Source organism: Serratia sp. 506_PEND, assembly GCF_001076875.1.
Taxonomy (GTDB): Bacteria; Pseudomonadota; Gammaproteobacteria; order Enterobacterales; family Enterobacteriaceae; genus Serratia; species Serratia marcescens.
The window spans coordinates 13,702-33,213 of record NZ_JVEL01000333.1 but is presented as its reverse complement, the minus strand read 5'-3'; the positions used below and the strand labels follow the sequence as shown (position 1 = coordinate 33,213).

Here is a 19,512-nt window from a genome sequence, read left to right as displayed (position 1 = left end):
TCGCGGGTTCGAGCCCCGTCCGTTCCGCCACTTATTTAATTATGCCTGCTTTATTAGCAGGCATAATGTTAAGCGAGATTTAGGGGCGTAGCTCAGTTGGTAGAGCACCGGTCTCCAAAACCGGGTGTCGCGAGTTCGAGTCTCTCCGCCCCTGCCATATTAAGAACCCTTTGCGAAAGCAAAGGGTTTTTTTTTGCCTATTATCCCGATCCTTAGAGCGTTATCGTTTTGGAAAAGAGCGCATCGGCTGCTCTATGTTGATGCTTATCTGATCCGAGTTGCTCCATAGCCTTTCGATCTTTACCCCCGCGGACCTCCTGATTCTCCTACCATTTTGCATTTTCTTCTCTCAGAAGGCGATGGGCGGCTTTTGGCATGATAGACAGCCAAGACCACGGTGGCGGCTTTTAAGGCCGCCATGGCGCTTTAGGCTGCGGTATTTAAAGGTATTTTAAGTAATTGCCGAATCAAAGGTTGTTGATCGCTGTTTTGCAACCAGACGGCATACAGTGGGCGGATAATCGGCGGGATCTCGGTGGCGGCCACCAGCTGTGGGTACTCTTTTTCCCAATGGCTGGGCAGGAAAGCGCATCCGCCCGTGGTTTCCAACAGCTGACGCGTCAGGTGAGCGGAGGTGGTGGTAAGCACCGGTACGTTATCACCTTCCAACATGCGGTTTTCTTGTTGGTGGAAGTCGGCTCCCCATTCCAGCTTGATGTAGGGCATTGGGGCCTGTTTGTCACGATAAGCGGATGAGAACAGGCGTAATGAGAAATTGCTCAGTTGCTGGCTGGCCAACTCATCCATCTTCGGCGGTTCAGTGGTGATCAGTAAATCGAGCTGCCTTTCATGCAGTTGTTTTACCAAAGAGTGCCTTAATGCCACCCTGGCTTCTAGCTGCAGCGCCTCGCGTTGTTGATAGAGTGCTTGCAACCAGGGAGTCAGATAGGCCTCCCACAACGAAGCGGTAGCGCCGATCGACAACTCGGTGTGTTGCAGCGAACGCACGACTTCCTTCTTCGCCAACTGCCAGGTGTTCATCAGGCTCTCGGCATAGGGCAGAAGCCGCTCGCCGGCAGGCGTCAGGCGGATGTTATTGCGATGACGGGTAAATAAATTTGCGCCCAACTGGTTTTCTAGCTGACGGATGCGGAAACTGACCGCGGACTGCGTTAAGTACAAAGATTCTGCGGCTCTGCCAAAGTGACGCGTTCTACTGACTTCCAAAAAGGTTTTCAGTAATTCGGTATCCACACCTATCTCCAAAAAAATTTGTCGTTAAGATTTAAATGTTTTGTTTTACACGCTGTCAAGCCTATCTAATACTCCGCGCCATAAACAGCACGGCCATAAGAGAATTAGGAGCGTGTCAGATGGCGGATAGCTTCACCACGACCAATCGTTTTTTTGATAATAAACATTACCCTCGCGGGTTCTCCCGTCACGGCGATTTCACCATTAAAGAGGCGCAATTGCTAGAGCGCTTCGGCTACGCGTTTAACGAGTTGGACTCGGGTAAACGCCAGCCGGCCACTGAAGAAGAACAGCTGTTCGTCGCAGTGTGCCGCGGTGAGCGCGAAGCGGCTACCGAGCAGGAAAAAGTATGGGCTAAATATCTGGCGCGCACACGTCGCCCGAAGAAATTCCATACTCTGTCCGGCGGTAAACCGCAGGCTGACGCAGTAGAAGATTACAGCGACAGCGAAGACTAAAGACGATGGGGCCTGCGGGCCCCATTTTCATTCCAGACTGCGATGCAGTTGTAACAGCAGACGGTCCATACTGCGATAGCCCAGCGCTTCGCTGAGGTGGCGCCTGTCGAGCTCAGCATCTCCCGCCAAATCCGCCAGCGTGCGCGCCACTTTCAAGATGCGCTGCCAGGCGCGGACCGATAACCCCAGCGTGTTTAATGTCGCTTCCAAAAACTCGGCGTCTGTCGCCTGCAAAACGCAATCTCGTTCCACTTCACGGTTGCTCAACAGCGCGTTGATTTTACCGGCGCGTTCGAGCTGCCGGGCGCGTGCCTGCTGCACCCTTTTCCGTACTTGTTCGCTGCTTTCTCCATGAGCTTTCCGATGACTGAGCGTACCCGGCGGCAACAACGGCACTTCGATAGACAGATCGAAACGGTCGAGAAAAGGCCCTGACAGCCGGGCCAGATAGCGCAACACCTGCTGCGGTGAGGCGCGATTGTGCAACCCCTGATAATGCCCTGTCGGGCTGGGGTTCATTGCCGCGATCAGTTGCACCCTGGCGGGGAAACAGACCTTGGCGTTGGCGCGTGAAATAACGATCTCGCCGGATTCCAACGGCTCACGCAGCGCATCCAGTACCTTACGCTCGAATTCCGGCAGTTCATCCAGAAACAGCACGCCGTTATGCGCCATCGAGATCTCGCCCGGTCGCGGCAGTGAGCCGCCGCCGACCAATGCCGCCATCGAGGCGCTGTGGTGCGGCGCGCGAAACGGCCTCTGGCGCCATGGTAGCGCGGCGGGAATGTGATGCTGCAAGCTGGCGATTGCCAGGCTTTCCAGCGCCTCAGCCTCCGTCAGCGGCGGCAGCAAGCCCGTGAGACGGCTGGCCAGCATGGTTTTACCGGTGCCCGGTGGCCCAATCAACAGCAGGTTATGCCCGCCGGCGGCGGCGATCTCTAATGCCCGCTTGGCCTGTTCCTGGCCGATGATGTCGCGCAGGTCGGCGTTTTCGCACGCGTTGTCCGCATCGGGGGGCGTGGCCGCTACCGGCAGTTCGCCTTGGCCGAGCAAAAAAGCGCAGACTTCCAGCAGGTGTTGGGCGGTATGGGAGCGCGACTGCGCGATCAGGCCGACTTCGGCGGCGTTGTCCGTCGAGAGGATCAGTTGCCGCCCGGCATCAGCCGCCGCCAGTGCCGCCGGGATCGCTCCCCTGACCGCGCGCAGTGAGCCAGACAGCGCGAGCTCGCCAAGAAACTCGTAGCGCGCCAACGGCGCGAGGGGCAATTGCTCGGAGGCGGCGAGGATCGCCAGCGCTATCGGCAGATCGTAACGCCCGCCTTCTTTCGGCAGATCGGCGGGTGCCAAATTGACGGTGATGCGCCGGGCGGGAAAGGTGAAACCGCTGTTGATCAGGGCGCTTCGCACCCGATCGCGCGCCTCTTTTACCGTGGTTTCCGGCAGGCCGACCAGCGTCAGGCCGGGCAGGCCATTGCTGATATGCACCTCCACCGTTACGGAAGGGGCCTGAACGCCGATGATGGCGCGGCTATAGATTAACGCCAGTGACATATCGCTCTCCTTGCTGAGGACGACATGATGCGAGGTTCATCCAAGCATTGCGCGGCGTTATTGGTGGTTTTTCTAGGGGGTTCGCAGCGTAATTGCTTATTTTCATCGAAGTAAATGAGATTGTGCGAGCTGCCTCGCAACCTGCGGCAATACCCATTAACAATTCGCTGAAGGCTGCAACACATTAGCGGCCCATACGCATTGCAATCATAGGGTTAACGGGTGTATTTAACAATTGATTAAAAGAAAAATCACTTCTTTAACAAGCTCCGACCGCCGCCGCATTCTGCCCGGCAGCCGCTAAACCTCCTGACTTCGTACTCTACGGTAGGGATAACACTATGTTTGGTTGGACCCCGCTGCAACGCAACGCGGCAATCGCCAGCTTTTCAAGCTGGACGCTCGACGCTTTCGATTTTTTCGTGCTGGTATTCTTACTCAGCGACATCGCGCAATCCTTTCACGTCGGTCTGGAACAGGTCACGTTGGCGATTCTGCTCACGCTGGCGGTGCGCCCGATTGGCGCGCTGATCTTCGGGCGTGCGGCGGAAAAGTATGGCCGCAAACCGATCCTGATGTTGAATATCGTCTTTTTCTCGGTGTTTGAGCTGCTCTCCGCCGCCGCGCCCTCGCTGACGGTCTTCTTGCTGTTGCGGGTGTTGTACGGTGTCGCGATGGGCGGCATCTGGGGCGTGGCGTCGTCGTTGGCGATGGAAACCATACCGGACCGCTCACGCGGCCTGATGTCGGGTATTTTCCAGGCCGGCTATCCGTTTGGTTATCTGCTGGCGGCGGTGGTGTACGGCCTGCTGTTCGAAACGGTCGGCTGGCGCGGCATGTTCGTCATCGGCGCGGCGCCGATCCTGCTGCTGCCGTTTATTTATTATTGCGTGCAGGAGTCGCCGGTGTGGCTGGCGGCGCGTGAACGCAAAGAGAGCACCGCCTTGCTGCCGGTGTTGAAGAGCCACTGGAAGCTGTGCTGCTATCTGGTGCTGCTGATGGCGGCGTTCAATTTCTTCTCCCACGGCACGCAGGATCTGTATCCGGTGTTTCTGAAAGTTCAGCACGGTTTCGACCCTAAAACCGTCAGTATCATCGCCATTAGCTACAATATCGCGTCAATTATCGGCGGTGTTTTCTTCGGTTCGTTGTCGGAAAAGATCGGCCGCAAAAAAGCGATCATCATTGCCGCGCTGCTGGCGCTGCCGGTGATCCCGCTGTGGGCGTTTTCCAGCGGTTCGCTGATGTTGGGGATCGGCGCTTTCCTGATGCAGTTCATGGTGCAGGGCGCCTGGGGCGTGGTGCCGACCTACCTGACCGAGTTGGTGCCGGCCAACACCCGCGCGGTGCTGCCGGGGTTTGTGTACCAACTGGGTAACCTGATCGCTTCGGTCAACGCCACGCTGCAAGCCACCATCGCCGAGCATCATGGGCATAATTACGGCCTGGCGATGGCGATCGTCGCCGGTACGGTGGCGGTGGCGATCGCCCTGTTGGTGTTCTTCGGCAAGGATACGCGCGGCAAGGCGATCACCGACGCGGTAGAAAATCCGGGTATGCGCGCCAACGTGTGAAAGATGGGCGATTCGCGTGAGGTATGACCAGATTGCGCCGAATAATAACGCAAAAAAAGTGTTGTCATGCCGCGCGCGACTATGATACCTCTGTAAGCATTAGTTCTGAATGAGCACAGTGAACAAACCCATTATGAAAGCCTTTGCCCAAGTGATTAGCCTAGTCGTGATTAGCGTGGTGGTGATTATTATCCCACCGTGCGGGGCTGCACTTGGACGAAGAAAGGCTTAGCAAACAAGCCGGAATCGCAAGAGAACCCCCGCACCGTCAGGTCCGGGGGTTTTTTATTGGCAAGAGAAAAGTGGAGCAAGGGGCAGAACATGAAAAACAGAACAAAATCCTGCAGTTGTCGAAGTAAGGCGGGGAAATAACCATGAATGGCGCTCAGTGGGTAGTTCAAGCGTTGCGTGCGCAGGGGGTGGATACCGTATTCGGCTATCCGGGCGGGGCAATCATGCCGGTGTACGATGCGTTGTATGACGGCGGCGTGGAACACCTGCTGTGCCGCCATGAGCAGGGCGCCGCCATGGCCGCCATCGGCTACGCCCGCGCCACCGGCAAAGTCGGCGTTTGCATCGCCACTTCCGGCCCCGGCGCCACCAACCTGATCACCGGCCTGGCTGATGCGCTGCTCGATTCTGTTCCCGTTGTCGCCATCACCGGTCAGGTGGGTTCCGCGCTGATCGGCACCGATGCCTTTCAGGAGATCGATGTTCTCGGCCTGTCTCTGGCCTGCACCAAGCACAGCTTCCTGGTGGAGTCGCTGGACGCCTTGCCGGGCATCATGGCGGAAGCGTTCGCCATCGCCGCAGGCGGCCGTCCCGGTCCGGTGCTGATCGATATCCCGAAAGACATCCAGCTGGCGCAGGGCGACTTGCACCCGCATCTGATGCCGGTCGACGAAGCGCCGGCGTTCCCGGCGGCGGCGTTGGCCGAGGCGGCTGAGCTGCTGGCGCAGGCGCATAAACCGATGCTGTACGTCGGCGGCGGCGTGGGCATGGCGCAGGCGGTGCCGGCGCTGCGCGAGTTCATCGCCGTGACCCGCATGCCGAACGTCGCCACCCTGAAGGGGCTGGGCGCGCCGGATGCGCAAGATCCGTTGTACCTCGGTATGCTGGGCATGCACGGCACCAAGGCTGCCAACCTGGCGGTGCAGGAGTGCGATTTGCTGATTGCCATCGGCGCGCGTTTCGATGACCGCGTGACCGGCAAACTGAACGCCTTCGCGCCGCACGCCAAAGTGATCCACATGGATATCGACCCGGCGGAAATGAGCAAGCTGCGCCAGGCGCATGTGGCCCTGCAGGGCGATTTGAAAACGTTGCTGCCGGCGTTGCAGCGCCCGCTGAATATCGCCGCCTGGCAGCAGCAGGTGACGGCGCTGAAAGCCGAGCACGCCTGCCGCTACGATCACCCCGGCCAGCCGATCTACGCGCCGCTGTTCTTGCGCCAGCTGTCCGCCCGCAAGCCGGCCAACAGCGTGGTGACCACCGACGTCGGCCAGCACCAGATGTGGAGCGCGCAACACATGACGTTCGAGCGCCCGGAGAATTTCATCACCTCCAGCGGTCTCGGCACCATGGGGTTCGGCGTGCCGGCGGCGGTAGGGGCCCAAATTGCCCGTCCGCAAGATACGGTGATCTGCGTCTCGGGCGATGGTTCCTTCATGATGAACGTGCAGGAACTGGGCACCATCAAGCGCAAACAGCTGCCGCTGAAGATCGTGCTGCTGGACAACCAGCGTCTCGGGATGGTGCGCCAATGGCAGCAGCTGTTCTTCGACGGCCGCTACAGCGAAACCAACCTGTCCGATAACCCCGACTTCCTGATGCTGGCCGCCGCCTTCGGCATTCCCGGCCAGCGCATCAGCCGCAAGGATCAGGTGGAGGGCGCCCTCGAGGCGCTGTTCAACACCGAAGGCCCTTATCTGCTGCAGGTCTCTATCGACGAACTCGAAAACGTCTGGCCGCTGGTGCCGCCGGGCGCCGGCAACGAAACCATGTTGGAGGAAATATCATGATGCAGCATCAACTCTCGATCCAGGCGCGTTTTCGCCCCGAAATGTTAGAGCGCGTATTGCGGGTCGTGCGTCATCGCGGCTTTCAGGTTTGTGCTATGAATATGGTTTCCCCGGCCAACGCCGACAGCATCAATATCGAATTGACCGTTGCCAGCCCGCGCCCGGTCGCCCTGTTGTCATCTCAATTAAGCAAACTGATGGACGTCTCCTGCGTCGAGATCCAGCAGCCAACATCACAACAAATACGCGCCTGAGGCGCCGAGAAGGATAAATAACAATGACAAAGAAAGCCGATTACATTTGGTTCAATGGTGAGATGGTTCCTTGGGCCGAGGCCAAAGTGCACGTGATGTCGCACGCGTTGCATTACGGCACGTCGGTGTTTGAAGGGGTGCGCTGCTACGACTCGCACTTGGGGCCGGTGGTATTCCGTCATCGCGAGCATATGCAGCGCCTGCACGATTCGGCGAAAATCTACCGCATGCCGGTGTCGCAAAGCGTCGACGAGCTGATGGAAGCCTGCCGCGCTACGCTGCGCAAGAACAACCTGGTCAGCGCGTACATTCGCCCGCTGGTGTTCGTCGGCGATGTCGGCATGGGCGTCAACCCGCCGGCCGGTTATAAAACGGACGTGATTATCGCGGCGTTTCCTTGGGGCGCTTACCTGGGTGAAGAAGCGCTGGATCAAGGCATCGATGCGATGGTCTCCTCCTGGCACCGCGTCGCACCAAACACGATCCCCACTGCGGCCAAGGCCGGCGGCAATTATCTTTCCTCCCTGCTGGTGGGCAGCGAAGCGCGTCGCCACGGCTATCAGGAAGGCATTGCGCTCGACGTGCACGGTTACATTTCCGAAGGGGCGGGCGAAAACCTGTTTGAAGTGAAAGACGGCGTGCTCTATACCCCGCCGTTCACCTCTTCGGCGCTGCCGGGCATCACCCGCGACGCGATCATCAAGCTGGCGAAAGACATGGGCTTCGAGGTGCGCGAGCAGGTGCTGTCGCGCGAATCGCTGTACCTGGCCGACGAAGTGTTCATGTCCGGCACCGCGGCGGAGATCACGCCGGTGCGCAGCGTGGACGGCATTCAGGTCGGCATCGGCAAATGCGGCCCGGTGACCAAACAGATCCAACAGGCGTTCTTCGGCCTGTTCAGCGGCAAGACCGAAGACAAATACGGTTGGCTGGATCCGGTCAATCCGTAACGACAAGGTTCGCCGCGCAGCGTGGCGGACGACAAGACAGACAAGATAAGAATATCCAGGCGGTTCGTTCGCCGCCTGTCATAAATACATTTGGAGTGAAAAGAGCATGCCTAAGTACCGTTCCGCCACCACCACCCACGGCCGCAATATGGCGGGTGCCCGCGCATTGTGGCGCGCGACCGGGATGACCGACGCCGATTTCGGCAAGCCAATCATCGCCGTGGTCAACTCCTTTACCCAGTTCGTGCCTGGCCATGTGCATCTGCGCGATCTGGGCAAACTGGTCGCCGAACAGATCGAAGCCTCCGGCGGCGTGGCCAAAGAGTTCAACACCATCGCGGTGGATGACGGCATCGCCATGGGCCACGGCGGCATGCTCTATTCCCTGCCGTCGCGCGAGCTGATCGCCGACTCGGTCGAATACATGGTGAACGCCCACTGCGCCGATGCGATGGTGTGCATCTCCAACTGCGACAAGATCACCCCGGGCATGCTGATGGCGGCGTTGCGCCTGAATATTCCGGTGATCTTTGTCTCTGGCGGTCCGATGGAAGCCGGCAAGACCAAACTCTCCAACCAGATCATCAAGCTGGATCTGGTGGACGCGATGATCCAGGGCGCGAACCCGAACGTCAGCGACGCCGACAGCGAGCAGATCGAGCGTTCCGCCTGCCCGACCTGCGGCTCTTGCTCCGGCATGTTCACCGCCAACTCAATGAACTGCCTGACCGAAGCGCTGGGCCTGTCGCAGCCGGGCAACGGTTCGCTGCTGGCCACCCACGCCGATCGCAAGGAACTGTTCCTCAACGCCGGCAAGCGCATCGTCGAGCTGACCAAACGCTATTACGAGCAGGACGACGAGAGCGCGCTGCCGCGCAATATCGCCAACAAGGCGGCGTTTGAAAACGCCATGACGCTGGACATCGCCATGGGCGGCTCGACCAACACCGTGCTGCACCTGCTGGCTTCGGCGCAGGAAGGCGAGGTGGACTTCACCATGGAGGACATCGATCGCCTGTCGCGCAAAGTGCCGCACCTGTGCAAGGTGGCGCCGAGCACGCAGAAATATCACATGGAAGACGTGCACCGCGCCGGTGGCGTGATCGGCATCCTCGGCGAGCTGGATCGCGCCGGCTTGCTGAACCGTGAGGTGAACAACGTGCTGGGGCTGACCCTGCCGCAGACGCTGGAAGCCTACGATGTGATGCTGACCCGAGACGAAAGCGTCAAGAAAATGTACTCCGCCGGTCCGGCCGGTATCCGCACCACGCAGGCATTCTCTCAGGACTGCCGTTGGGATTCGCTGGACACCGACCGCAAGGAAGGCTGCATCCGCACCCGTGAGCACGCCTACAGTCAGGACGGCGGATTGGCGGTGCTGTACGGCAACCTGGCGGAAAACGGCTGCATCGTCAAAACCGCCGGCGTGGACAAAGAAATCCTCACCTTCCGCGGCCCGGCCAAAGTCTATGAAAGCCAGGATGAGGCGGTAGACGCCATCCTCGGCGGCAAAGTGGTGGCGGGAGACGTGGTCGTTATCCGTTACGAAGGGCCGAAAGGCGGCCCGGGCATGCAGGAAATGCTTTATCCAACCACTTACCTGAAATCGATGGGGCTGGGCAAGGCGTGCGCGCTGATCACCGACGGGCGTTTCTCCGGCGGCACCTCCGGGTTGTCCATCGGCCACGCTTCGCCGGAAGCGGCCAGCGGCGGCCTGATCGCCCTGGTGCAGGACGGTGACATGATCGCCATCGACATTCCTCATCGCGGCATCCAGCTGGACGTCAGCGAGCAGGAGCTGGCGGCGCGGCATGAGGCGGAACTGGCGCGCGGCGACGCGGCCTGGACGCCGAAAAACCGTGAACGTCAGGTGTCCTTCGCGCTGCGCGCCTACGCCTCGTTGGCCACCAGCGCCGACAAAGGCGCGGTGCGCGACAAGAGCAAACTGGGGGGATAAGCAGCATGGCGGTCTCTCAACCCCTACCCAGCGCCCCCTGCGGCGCGGAATATCTGCGAGCGGTACTGCGCTCGCCGGTCTACGAGGTGGCGCAGGTCACCCCGTTGCAGGCCATGAGCAAAATCTCTTCGCGCCTCGGCAACACCATTTTGGTGAAGCGCGAAGATCGCCAACCGGTGCACAGCTTCAAGCTGCGCGGGGCCTATGCGATGATCGCCGGGCTGGACGAAGAGCAGAAGGCGCGCGGCGTCGTGACGGCTTCTGCCGGCAACCACGCGCAGGGCGTCGCCTTCTCCGGTAAACGGCTGGGCATCAAAACGCTGATCGTGATGCCGGTGTCCACTGCGGACATCAAGGTGGATGCGGTGCGCGGTTTCGGCGGCGAAGTGTTGCTGCACGGCGCCAATTTCGACGAGGCCAAGGCAAAGGCGATTGAACTTTCCCAACAGCAGGGCATGACCTTCGTGCCGCCGTTCGATCACCCGACGGTGATCGCCGGGCAGGGCACGCTGGCGATGGAGCTGCTGCAGCAAGACGCGCATCTGGATCGGGTCTTCGTGCCGGTCGGCGGCGGCGGCCTGGCCGCCGGGGTGGCGGTGCTGATCAAACAGCTGATGCCGCAGATCAAAGTGATCGGCGTCGAAGCGGAAGACTCCGCCTGTCTGCGCGCGGCGCTGGATGCCGGCCATCCGGTGGATCTGGCGCGCGTCGGGCTGTTCGCCGAAGGCGTGGCGGTGAAACGCATCGGCGACGAAACGTTCCGCCTGTGCCGTGAGTATCTGGACGACGTGATCACCGTGGACAGCGACGCCATCTGCGCGGCGGTCAAAGATCTGTTCGAGGACGTGCGCGCCATCGCCGAACCTTCCGGCGCGCTGGCGCTGGCGGGGCTGAAAAAGTACGTCCAGCAGCACAACATTCAGGGCGAGCGTCTGGCGCACGTGCTGTCCGGCGCCAACCTCAACTTCCACGGGCTGCGTTACGTTTCCGAGCGCTGCGAACTGGGCGAACAACGCGAAGCGCTGCTGGCGGTGACCATTCCGGAACAACAGGGCAGCTTCCTCAAGTTCTGCCAACTGCTGGGCGGGCGCTCGGTGACCGAATTCAACTACCGCTACGCCGATGCCGACAACGCCTGCATTTTCGTCGGCGTGCGTCTGACGCGCGGCCACGCCGAACGACGGGAGATCATCGACGAACTCAACGCCGGCGGTTATCAGGTGGTGGATCTGTCGGACGATGAGATGGCCAAGCTGCACGTGCGCTACATGGTGGGCGGGCGTCCGTCGAAGCCGCTGCGCGAACGGCTGTACAGCTTTGAGTTTCCGGAGTCGCCGGGCGCGCTGCTGAAGTTCCTGCAGACGCTGGGCACGCACTGGAACATCTCGTTGTTCCACTATCGCAGCCACGGCACCGACTTCGGCCGGGTGCTGGCGGCCTTTGAACTGGCGCAAAGCGAGCCGGAATTCGAGCGGCACCTGCAGGCGCTGGGCTACGATTGCCACGACGAAACCGACAACCCGGCGTTCCGCTTCTTTTTGCAGGGGTGAGCCGGATTGATAAGCAACCGTGACGCGTTAGTCAGTTTATAGGTTGCATGGTTGTGATTTTGTCGTGCATTTTTATACTGCCAAGACTTCTGACGTATAGGGATGCACGACAATGAAAACTGCTTTTTCTACGCCGTTCGGTTCTCCCGAAGACGATTTGACCAACGCCGAATTTGCCCGCTTGTTGGGCAATGCCGGGGTACAAGAATTCTATCGCGATATTAATCTGCAAGCCTTGCAGGACTCGCTGGACTGCAGCCTCGCTTTTCATGGCGTGGGAATTATTTTTTCCGACGGGCAAAACTCATTTTTAGTCCGCCCGACGCAGCACACCGGTTATTCGAACGCTTCGCAGGTCACCCACGTGGTCATCAGCAAAACGGTGGCTCATACCTCGCGCGTTGCCGCGACCAATACGCTGTCGGAAGCGCTGAGCAAACCCAGCGTCAGCAAAGAGCTGGCCTCGGCCGCGCTGTCGTGTGGAACGCTGCTGGTATCGGTCTTTTTACTGGCGTCGGGCAGCGTCGCCGTGCCGTTTACCGGCGGCACCAGCTCGGCGGTGGCTTATCTGGGCTATGCCGGCATGGCCGCCAGTGCGTTGCAATGCGGTAATGGGCTGTACCGCGTCAACAAGCTTTATGACGGGAAAGGCGATGAATTGGCTCAGCTCGATTCAGAGCAGTGGTATATCGCCACCAGTACCGTGCTCGATGTGATCTCGCTGGCCAGCGCGGGGGCTGCCCTGAAGGAAGCGACGATGACCTACCGCGCCATGCGCCGCATTTCGGCGCGCAAGGCGACGGAATGGCTGAAAAGCATGCCCCGCAGCGAAAGGAAGCGGCTGACCGAAAACATCATTCGGGCGGAAAACCCGGGGATTTCCAATAACGTCTTGAAAGAGATGGTGAAGAACGGTTTATACCCGAAGCGCTATCCGACGGAAGCGATCCAAAACGGGCTGCGTCAGCAATTGCATTCGGCGCTCAATAACTCATTGACGTTCGTGGGCAGCGGCATCAGCGGCACCCTGTCTGCACCGGTGAATGTGAAAACCACCGGGCAGTATTTTGTGGGCATTATGCAGAAATTGCCGCAGATGGTGAGGTAATGGCGGACTGGATGATTAAACGCCTGATTGTGCAGGGCCGGGAAATGGAAAGCCAAATCGCGGCGCGCGATCGTGCGCTTTTTGCCGGCGTGGATGCGCAGCTTGAGCAGCATTTCCTGACGCCGGGCCAGCGGTTGTCACCGCCGGGCGTCGGCAATGTCATGTTGCTGATGGTATGCCTGACGCTGGGGCTGGCGGGCGTGATGGGCCTGGCCACGGACGTGGCGGCTGCCTGGAGCGGCAAGACTTCTGCCGCCGTTCTAATGGGCAGCGGCGCGATCGTGGCGGTGTGGATGACGCTGATCCTGTTCCAACTGGTGCAGGGTAAAAACAGCGGGGTGGTATTGCTGCAATATTACCTTGGCATGCTCGGTCTGTGTTGCCTCGGCGCCGCGGCGGCGTGGGCGGCGGGCATGACCGGCATCGCCACCGGCGCCCTGCTGCTGGGGGGCGCGGTTGGCGGGGCGCTGTTCAGCAACCGGGCGGCGTTCTACCTGTATGTCGCCTATTTCCGCACGCGTCGGCGCGTGTTTATCAAACGCCGTTGGCAGAGGGAAGATCTGCGCAACACCCGATAAACCGTCAGAACGGAAAAACTTATGACGCAACCTTTCTCCGGCTTTAGCCAGCAGGGCCTGAATTTCCTGCAGCAGGTGCGGATCGAGAACGATAAGGCGTGGTTCGACGGCAACCGCGACATCTACGATCGCGAACTGCTGGCGCCGTTTCGCGCGCTGGTGGAGCAGTTGGCTCCCGGCATGCTGGCGATCGATCCGCAGTTTGAGACTCGCCCGGCGATCGGCAAAACGCTGTCGCGCATTCATCGCGATACGCGGTTTTCTCACGACAAGTCGCGCTACCGCAGCCGCATGTGGCTGACGTTCAAACGCCCGAGCAAAGACTGGAAAGATGCGCCGGTCTATTTTTTTGAACTGGGGCCGGACATGTTGCGCTATGGGCTCGGCTACTACAGCGCCAACAAGCCGACCATGGATCTGTTCCGCCATACGCTGAAACAACGGCCGCAGCCTTTCCTGGAGGTGGCCGCCTGCTGCCGGCCGCCGTTCGAGCTGGTGGGCGAAAGCTACAAGCGCCCGCTGGTGAAGGAGCAGGCGGCGGAGATCGCCACCTGGTACAACCGCAAGTCGTTTGCGGTGATGGTGACGGACAGCGAAGTGGAAAAGCTGTTCAACGCCGATCTGGCGCCGCTGCTGGCCGGGGCGTTTTTGCAGCTTGAGCCGCTCTACCACTGGCTGATGCAGGTAGAGGCGATGAAGCAGATCGATCCGGCAGACCTTTGAAACCCCGCGTCAGCGGGGATGCAGCAACCGCCAAAAGGCGTCGATCAACGGATCGCTGAGGCGCTTTTTCTGAACGCAAACCCCCAGCTCGAAGGGTTCGACCATCGAGATGTTATCCAGCTGCGAGATGCGGTTGCGCACCGGCTCCGGGCTGTTGTCCACCACCACGCTTGGGATCAGCGCGATGCCGCAGCCCAGGGCCACCATCGACACGATGGCCTCGTGGCCGCCGACGGTAGCGTAAATCAGCGGATTGCTGATGCGGTGGCGGCGGAACCACAGCTCGATGCGTTTTCGCGAGGGGCCGTGCTCCGGCAGGATGAACGGGATCTCGGCCCAGTCGGGCTTGTCGGCGAACGCCTGGCTGCGCACCGCGCAGGGCAGCGCCGGCGCGATCAGCACCAGCGGAATTTCGCCGATTTTGGTGAACGCCACGCTGGCGGGCAGCGTTTCCGGCCGGCCGGCGATGCCGAGATCGGCCTCGTTGGATTGCACCTTGTCGACCGCGTCGGCGGCGTCGCCGGTGGTCAGCTTAATCTCTACCAGCGGGTGCTGCGCGCGGAAGCGATCGAGGATCGGCGGCAGGTGGCTGTACGCCGCGGTCACCGAGCAGAACAGCCGCAGTTCGCCGCTCAGCGAAGGGCCGTGCTGGCCGAGCGAGTGTTTCAGCTGCTGATACTGCAGCAACGTCTGTTGGGCGAATTCTTTCAGCTGTTCGCCGGCGTCGGTGAGCTGCACGGTGCGGTTATCGCGCAGGAACAGCGGCTGCCCGAGGATCTCTTCCAGCCGCTGGATCTGGCGGGAGAGCGTCGACGGGCTGACGTGCATCGCCTTGGCGGTGCGCCCGAAGTGATGGCTTTCGGCCAGATGCAGGAACAGCTTTAAATCCCGTAAATCCATATCGATACGCTCGCAGTGAGAGTGTTGCAAAAATTGCAATGTCACGTTCTCAATATATCAATTTAAGCAACGCATTTCCTGTTATACATTGAGTTTAACGAATCTCCGCACAGACAGGGCGGGGAATGAAAATAACAATGCAAGACAACATCAAACCGGAGTACCACCATGGCTAACTATTTCAACACATTGAACCTGCGTCAGCAGTTGGCGCAATTGGGTAAATGCCGCTTTATGGCGCGCGACGAATTTGCTGACGAAGCCGGCTACCTGAAAGGTAAAAAAGTGGTGATTGTCGGCTGTGGCGCCCAGGGCCTGAACCAGGGACTGAACATGCGCGATTCCGGTCTGGATGTCGCCTATGCCCTGCGCAAAGAAGCGATTGACGAGAAGCGCGCTTCCTGGCGCAAGGCGACCGAAAACGGCTTTAAGGTCGGCACCTACGAAGATTTGATCCCGCAGGCGGATCTGGTGGTTAACCTGACCCCGGACAAGCAGCACTCTTCCGTGGTGCGTGCGGTGCAGCCGCTGATGAAAGACGGCGCGGCGCTGGGGTATTCCCACGGCTTCAACATCGTTGAAGTGGGCGAGCAGGTGCGCAAAGACCTCACCGTGGTGATGGTCGCGCCGAAGTGCCCGGGCACCGAAGTGCGTGAAGAGTACAAGCGCGGCTTCGGCGTGCCGACCCTGATTGCGGTTCACCCGGAAAACGATCCGAAAGGCGAAGGCATGGCGATCGCCAAGGCCTGGGCGGCGGCGACCGGCGGCCACCGCGCCGGCGTGCTGGAATCCTCCTTCGTCGCTGAAGTGAAATCTGACCTGATGGGCGAGCAGACCATTCTGTGCGGCATGCTGCAGGCGGGTTCTCTGCTGTGCTTCGACAAGCTGGTTGCTGAAGGCGCCGATCCGGCTTACGCCGAGAAACTGATTCAGTTCGGCTGGGAAACCATCACCGAAGCGCTGAAGCAGGGCGGCATCACGCTGATGATGGATCGCCTGTCCAACCCGGCCAAGCTGCGCGCCTATGCGCTGTCCGAACAGCTGAAAACCATCATGGCGCCGCTGTTCCAGAAGCACATGGACGACATCATCTCCGGCGCTTTCTCCAGCGGCATGATGGCCGACTGGGCGGAAGACGACGTGAAACTGCTGACCTGGCGCGAAGAAACCGGCAAAACCGCGTTCGAGAATGCGCCGCAGTTTGAAGGCAAAATCAGCGAGCAAGAGTACTTCGATCACGGCGTGCTGATGGTGGCGATGGTGAAAGCGGGCGTTGAGCTGGCGTTCGAAACCATGGTCGATGCCGGCATCATCGAAGAATCGGCTTACTACGAGTCGCTGCACGAGCTGCCGTTGATCGCCAACACCATTGCGCGTAAGCGTCTGTATGAAATGAACGTGGTCATCTCCGATACCGCGGAGTACGGCAACTACCTGTTCGCCAACGCGGCGGTGCCGTTGCTGAAGGACTTCATGACCACCCTGCAGGCGGGCGATTTGGGCAAGGCCGTGGCGGGTACGGCGGTGGACAACGCGCAGCTGCGCGACGTGAACGAAGCGGTGCGCAGCCACCCAATCGAAACCGTCGGCCGCAAACTGCGCGGCTACATGACCGACATGAAACGTATCGCCGTTGCGGGCTGATTTTCCGCAAGATAAAAAACAAAAAGCCGGCTGCAATGCCGGCTTTTTTATGCCTGAGGCGGCGCGATCAGTTGCCATTCAAGGCCGCGCCGGATCGCGTGTTTGGCGTTGGCGACCCCCAGCTTCCGCACCGCATTGCCGATATGAAACTTCACCGTGCCGGTTTTGATCCCCAGGATCAGCGCGATCTCATTATAGGTTTTGCCCTGGCTGGCCCAATAGAGAATTTCCCCTTCGCGCGGCGAGAGCCGATCCTTTCGGCTCGCCTCGGCGCTGGCCAACGCAAGCGCGTGCTGGTGGGTATCGACCAAGACCATCTGCAGGCTGGCCCTTTCTTCCTCCATTAGCTGCCGCAGTTCGGCGTCATCGGCCGCCGTCGCGCTGATCGACAAGATCGCCAGATTGTTGTCGTGATCGTGCAAAACAAAGCTGCAGCCGTGCACGATGTCGTACTCCCGCGCCTGGCTGAAGATCTTCCGATAATGCCGATCCTCGGTGGTGAGGGCGGTGTCGTGCCACATAAAGGGCGCACAGCGGTTATGGGCGGCGCGCACGACGGGATCGATGCGCTGATAGCGATTGGCACTGTAGATGTCCAGCCATTCTTGCGGGTAGCTCGATACCAACAGATGGCGATCGGGATGATGTTTGTTGAAGGTCAAGTAAGCGTATTTGAATTGGCTGAAGGCCTGTAGCCGGCCATCAAGATGCAGTCTTGCGGCGACGGCGTTGGCGAATGTGACGGCCATCGGTAACCTCCCTGTCGTTCGGCGGCTCAGCCCGACCTGCACCAAAGTCCAGCTAGTCAGTGCGGCGGATTGAAATTTATACTCGGCTAATAAATTCAAAAAGACGGCAATGCCAAGACCCGAGCTTAGCAGCTCTGGGCGGAAATAAGCCAACGCCAGGGAAATTCTTTCAATCATCCTCTGATCAATGCTTCTGGGATCCATTGCGTGGGCGGCGGGGCGACTTCGCCGCCGCCTTATTGATTATGCGGGCATCGCCGCTGCGGGAATGATGGCGCCGCGATGTTGGATCACCGTCGCAGCAAGCTGGTGGCCGCGCTGCGCCGCCTGCCGGGCGCCGCCGCCGTTCAGGCGCACCGCCAGGTAGCCGGCGCTGAAAGAGTCGCCCGCTGCAGTGGTATCCACCACGCGCTCCGGCGGCAGCGCGATCGCCGGCACCTCAAGCCGCTCCCCCTCCAGATTGAACACCAGACAGGCATCCGCGCCGCGTTTGATAACGATCTCGCCGACGCCAAGCGCCTGCGTGCGCGTCACTATCTGTTCAACCGGCTGCGCGCCCCACAGCAATTCTTCGTCATCCAGCGTCAAAAAGGCGATGTCGGTGCAGGCCAGCACCTCGCGGTAGGCCTGCTGCGTTTCCTCACAGCTTGGCCACAGACGCGGGCGGTAGTTGTTGTCGAAGATCACCTGGCCGCCGTTGGCGCGACAGCGGCGCAGCAACGCCAGCAGCTTCGTGCGGTCGGCAGGCGCGAGGATCGCCAGGCTAATGCCGCTGAGGTACAGGTAATCGAACTGCGCCAGCCGCTCGCACAGTGCGTCGGCCTGCGGTCCAGCAAGCCAATAGCGGGCGGCGGCGTCATTGCGCCAATAGTAGAAAGTGCGTTCGCCGGCGGCGTCGGTTTCGATCACGTACAGGCCCGGCAGCTTGTTGTCGAACTGCTGAATCAACCCGGTCTCGATCTTCTCCTGCCGCCAGGCCTGCAGCATCTCGCCGCTGAAGCTGTCGGTGCCGAGCGCAGTGACGTAATGCACCTGCAACGTCTGTTTCGGCATTTGGCGGGCGAGGTAGACGGCGGTGTTGAGGGTATCGCCGCCAAAGCCGCGCGTCAGCTGTGCGCCCTGCTGTGACAGCTCGATCATGCATTCGCCGATCACGGCGAGGTTTCGGATAGTCATCGTCAATAAGCCCTGGCTAAAGAAGAAGCAACAGCCACCAGTCTCCACGCAAGGCGATAAGGGAGTCAATAAATTAAAACAGTGTTTTAATTTTTTATGATCGCGATCGGCCAACGCCGACAGGGTGAAGAGGAAAGCGTGCGGCAATTCGTGCTTAAAGTTTTACGTGGCGTGGCCGATAAGTTGGGTAAAGAAACAGCGGCAGCGCTCTCACTTCCCCGCCACGGCGATAGTACCGATGATAACCAATCTGATCTCGGGTCTGCTGGCGCCCTGTTTTGCCCTCTATGCCTGCGCCAAATCGCGGCGCTACTGGCGGCAATGCCGGCGCTTGTATACCTTCCAGCCGATTTATCGCACCAGCGGCGCGCTGTTGGCGGTGGAACTGCTGACGGCGGTGCATCACCCGAATGAGCCGGACAAGCGGCAATCCCCGGAACAGTATTTTGCCTCGCTCGGCGTCGCCCAGCGTTTGCGGGTGGTTCAGGAACAGCTGGCGCTGTTGCAGCGCTGGCAGGCGTTGTTCATCCGCCACGCGGTGATGGTATCGGTCAATATCGACGGCATCGCGCTGCAAGCATTGCAGCGTCATCGCGCGTTGCAACGGCAGATCGCCGAGATGCCCTATCTGCGCTTCGAGCTGGTGGAGCACGCCGCAACGGCATCAAACCGCCCGCTGCAGCAGATTGTCGGCGGCGAGCGGCTGTGGCTGGACGATTTCGGCAGCGGGCTGGCCAACTTCTCCGCCGTCGGTGCCTGGCGGTATCAATACATCAAGGTGGCGCGCGAATTGTTCACCTTGCTCAAACAGTCGGAAGAGGGGGTGCAGCTGCTCGGCACCCTGATCAAGATGATGAACCAGCACAGCGACGGGGTGATCGTCGAGGGGGTGGAAACCGAGCAGGAGTGGCACCTGGTGCAGCGTTCCGGCGCGTTGGCCGCACAGGGCTACTACCTTTCCCGTCCGGCGTGCTTTGAAACGCTGCACAGCGTGCCGACGCTGTTCGCCGCGCCCGGCGCGCCGGCGTGAACTCCGGCCTATCCTCAGCTAGGCTTAAACGGGGC

18 protein-coding genes and 1 tRNA gene are annotated in these 19,512 nt (G+C 60.3%); 14 read left to right on the top strand and 5 right to left on the bottom strand.

The annotated features are described in order from the left end of the window. Positions 1–81: 81 nt before the first annotated feature. Positions 82–157: transfer RNA gene (locus ADK28_RS10220), tRNA-Trp, on the top strand. Positions 158–426: 269 nt separating this feature from the next. Here the strand turns inward: ADK28_RS10220 and hdfR are convergent. Next, positions 427–1,254, bottom strand: a complete 828-nt coding sequence (hdfR, locus tag ADK28_RS10215) for an HTH-type transcriptional regulator HdfR (protein ID WP_028128092.1) — start codon at positions 1,252–1,254, stop codon at positions 427–429. Positions 1,255–1,373: 119 nt separating this feature from the next. Between hdfR and ADK28_RS10210 the strand changes: the two genes are divergently transcribed. Further along, entirely contained in the window at positions 1,374–1,712 is a 339-nt protein-coding gene (locus ADK28_RS10210; RefSeq protein WP_004929946.1) for a DUF413 domain-containing protein, read from the top strand. A 27-nt stretch (positions 1,713–1,739) separates the two neighbouring features. Here ADK28_RS10210 and ADK28_RS10205 read toward each other — a convergent pair whose 3' ends face one another. Then, positions 1,740–3,263 carry a YifB family Mg chelatase-like AAA ATPase gene (locus tag ADK28_RS10205; RefSeq protein ID WP_048795604.1) on the bottom strand — a complete coding sequence of 508 codons (1,524 nt, stop codon included), beginning with the start codon at positions 3,261–3,263 and terminating at the stop codon, positions 1,740–1,742. Positions 3,264–3,604: 341 nt separating this feature from the next. On the opposite strand from ADK28_RS10205, the gene ADK28_RS10200 reads away from it, so the two are divergent. The 10 genes from ADK28_RS10200 to ADK28_RS10160 all read left to right on the top strand — a co-directional run bounded on the left by ADK28_RS10200 (position 3,605) and on the right by ADK28_RS10160 (position 13,978). Then, a complete protein-coding gene (locus ADK28_RS10200; RefSeq protein ID WP_004929950.1) occupies positions 3,605–4,837 on the top strand; it encodes an MFS transporter in 1,233 nt (410 codons plus the stop codon). A 133-nt stretch (positions 4,838–4,970) separates the two neighbouring features. Next, entirely contained in the window at positions 4,971–5,069 is a 99-nt protein-coding gene (gene ilvL / locus ADK28_RS29990; RefSeq protein WP_013814970.1) for an ilv operon leader peptide, read from the top strand. Positions 5,070–5,211: 142 nt separating this feature from the next. Next, positions 5,212–6,858, top strand: coding sequence for an acetolactate synthase 2 catalytic subunit (ilvG, locus tag ADK28_RS10195; RefSeq protein WP_048795603.1), 1,647 nt, complete (start codon positions 5,212–5,214; stop codon positions 6,856–6,858). Further along, positions 6,855–7,112: an acetolactate synthase 2 small subunit gene (ilvM, locus tag ADK28_RS10190; RefSeq protein WP_004929955.1), complete on the top strand. Its 258-nt coding sequence runs from the start codon at positions 6,855–6,857 to the stop codon at positions 7,110–7,112. The genes ilvG and ilvM overlap by 4 nt, the downstream gene beginning before the upstream one ends. A gap of 23 nt (positions 7,113–7,135) precedes the next feature. Further along, the gene (locus tag ADK28_RS10185; protein ID WP_016930475.1) at positions 7,136–8,062 is read left to right on the top strand and encodes a branched-chain amino acid transaminase; all 927 of its coding nucleotides are present in this window, start codon (positions 7,136–7,138) and stop codon (positions 8,060–8,062) included. 106 nt (positions 8,063–8,168) lie between these two features. Continuing rightward, positions 8,169–10,019: a dihydroxy-acid dehydratase gene (ilvD, locus tag ADK28_RS10180; protein WP_033631836.1), complete on the top strand. Its 1,851-nt coding sequence runs from the start codon at positions 8,169–8,171 to the stop codon at positions 10,017–10,019. 5 nt (positions 10,020–10,024) lie between these two features. Then, positions 10,025–11,569 (top strand): threonine ammonia-lyase, biosynthetic, encoded by a 1,545-nt coding sequence (ilvA, locus tag ADK28_RS10175; RefSeq protein WP_016930473.1) that lies wholly within the window; start codon positions 10,025–10,027, stop codon positions 11,567–11,569. 112 nt (positions 11,570–11,681) lie between these two features. Beyond that, the gene (locus tag ADK28_RS10170) at positions 11,682–12,677 is read left to right on the top strand and encodes a hypothetical protein (RefSeq protein ID WP_016930472.1); all 996 of its coding nucleotides are present in this window, start codon (positions 11,682–11,684) and stop codon (positions 12,675–12,677) included. Next, a complete protein-coding gene (locus ADK28_RS10165) occupies positions 12,677–13,255 on the top strand; it encodes a hypothetical protein (protein WP_016930471.1) in 579 nt (192 codons plus the stop codon). Before ADK28_RS10170 ends, ADK28_RS10165 begins: the two co-directional genes overlap by 1 nt. Before the next feature lie 21 nt (positions 13,256–13,276). Then, positions 13,277–13,978 (top strand): DUF2461 domain-containing protein, encoded by a 702-nt coding sequence (locus tag ADK28_RS10160; protein WP_016930470.1) that lies wholly within the window; start codon positions 13,277–13,279, stop codon positions 13,976–13,978. A 9-nt stretch (positions 13,979–13,987) separates the two neighbouring features. On the opposite strand, the gene ilvY is transcribed toward ADK28_RS10160, so the two are convergent. Beyond that, positions 13,988–14,878, bottom strand: coding sequence for an HTH-type transcriptional activator IlvY (ilvY, locus tag ADK28_RS10155; RefSeq protein ID WP_004929971.1), 891 nt, complete (start codon positions 14,876–14,878; stop codon positions 13,988–13,990). A gap of 168 nt (positions 14,879–15,046) precedes the next feature. Here ilvY and ilvC point away from each other — a divergent pair, with 168 nt between their 5' ends. Then, entirely contained in the window at positions 15,047–16,522 is a 1,476-nt protein-coding gene (gene ilvC, locus ADK28_RS10150) for a ketol-acid reductoisomerase (RefSeq protein ID WP_016930469.1), read from the top strand. Positions 16,523–16,569: 47 nt separating this feature from the next. Here the strand turns inward: ilvC and ADK28_RS10145 are convergent, their stop codons facing one another. After that, positions 16,570–17,271: a LuxR family transcriptional regulator gene (locus ADK28_RS10145; RefSeq protein WP_048795602.1), complete on the bottom strand. Its 702-nt coding sequence runs from the start codon at positions 17,269–17,271 to the stop codon at positions 16,570–16,572. Positions 17,272–17,514: 243 nt separating this feature from the next. Next, positions 17,515–18,447 carry a sugar kinase gene (locus ADK28_RS10140; RefSeq protein WP_048795601.1) on the bottom strand — a complete coding sequence of 311 codons (933 nt, stop codon included), beginning with the start codon at positions 18,445–18,447 and terminating at the stop codon, positions 17,515–17,517. Positions 18,448–18,685: 238 nt separating this feature from the next. Here ADK28_RS10140 and pdeH point away from each other — a divergent pair, with 238 nt between their 5' ends. Then, on the top strand, positions 18,686–19,477 hold the full coding sequence (pdeH, locus tag ADK28_RS10135) for a cyclic-guanylate-specific phosphodiesterase (RefSeq protein WP_048795600.1): 792 nt from the start codon (positions 18,686–18,688) through the stop codon (positions 19,475–19,477). Positions 19,478–19,512 lie beyond the last annotated feature (35 nt).

Coding starts and splice junctions, on each gene's coding strand:
- ilvA (WP_016930473.1), top strand. CDS start 10,025: ATGGCGGTCTCTCAACCCCTACCCAGCGCCCCCTGCGGCGCGGAATAT.
- ADK28_RS10140 (WP_048795601.1), bottom strand. CDS start 18,447: ATGACTATCCGAAACCTCGCCGTGATCGGCGAATGCATGATCGAGCTG.
- ilvD (WP_033631836.1), top strand. CDS start 8,169: ATGCCTAAGTACCGTTCCGCCACCACCACCCACGGCCGCAATATGGCG.
- ADK28_RS10145 (WP_048795602.1), bottom strand. CDS start 17,271: ATGGCCGTCACATTCGCCAACGCCGTCGCCGCAAGACTGCATCTTGAT.
- ilvY (WP_004929971.1), bottom strand. CDS start 14,878: ATGGATTTACGGGATTTAAAGCTGTTCCTGCATCTGGCCGAAAGCCAT.
- ADK28_RS10205 (WP_048795604.1), bottom strand. CDS start 3,263: ATGTCACTGGCGTTAATCTATAGCCGCGCCATCATCGGCGTTCAGGCC.
- pdeH (WP_048795600.1), top strand. CDS start 18,686: ATGATAACCAATCTGATCTCGGGTCTGCTGGCGCCCTGTTTTGCCCTC.
- ADK28_RS10200 (WP_004929950.1), top strand. CDS start 3,605: ATGTTTGGTTGGACCCCGCTGCAACGCAACGCGGCAATCGCCAGCTTT.
- ADK28_RS10185 (WP_016930475.1), top strand. CDS start 7,136: ATGACAAAGAAAGCCGATTACATTTGGTTCAATGGTGAGATGGTTCCT.
- ilvM (WP_004929955.1), top strand. CDS start 6,855: ATGATGCAGCATCAACTCTCGATCCAGGCGCGTTTTCGCCCCGAAATG.
- ilvG (WP_048795603.1), top strand. CDS start 5,212: ATGAATGGCGCTCAGTGGGTAGTTCAAGCGTTGCGTGCGCAGGGGGTG.
- ADK28_RS10160 (WP_016930470.1), top strand. CDS start 13,277: ATGACGCAACCTTTCTCCGGCTTTAGCCAGCAGGGCCTGAATTTCCTG.
- ilvL (WP_013814970.1), top strand. CDS start 4,971: ATGAAAGCCTTTGCCCAAGTGATTAGCCTAGTCGTGATTAGCGTGGTG.
- ADK28_RS10165 (WP_016930471.1), top strand. CDS start 12,677: ATGGCGGACTGGATGATTAAACGCCTGATTGTGCAGGGCCGGGAAATG.
- ilvC (WP_016930469.1), top strand. CDS start 15,047: ATGGCTAACTATTTCAACACATTGAACCTGCGTCAGCAGTTGGCGCAA.
- ADK28_RS10210 (WP_004929946.1), top strand. CDS start 1,374: ATGGCGGATAGCTTCACCACGACCAATCGTTTTTTTGATAATAAACAT.
- ADK28_RS10170 (WP_016930472.1), top strand. CDS start 11,682: ATGAAAACTGCTTTTTCTACGCCGTTCGGTTCTCCCGAAGACGATTTG.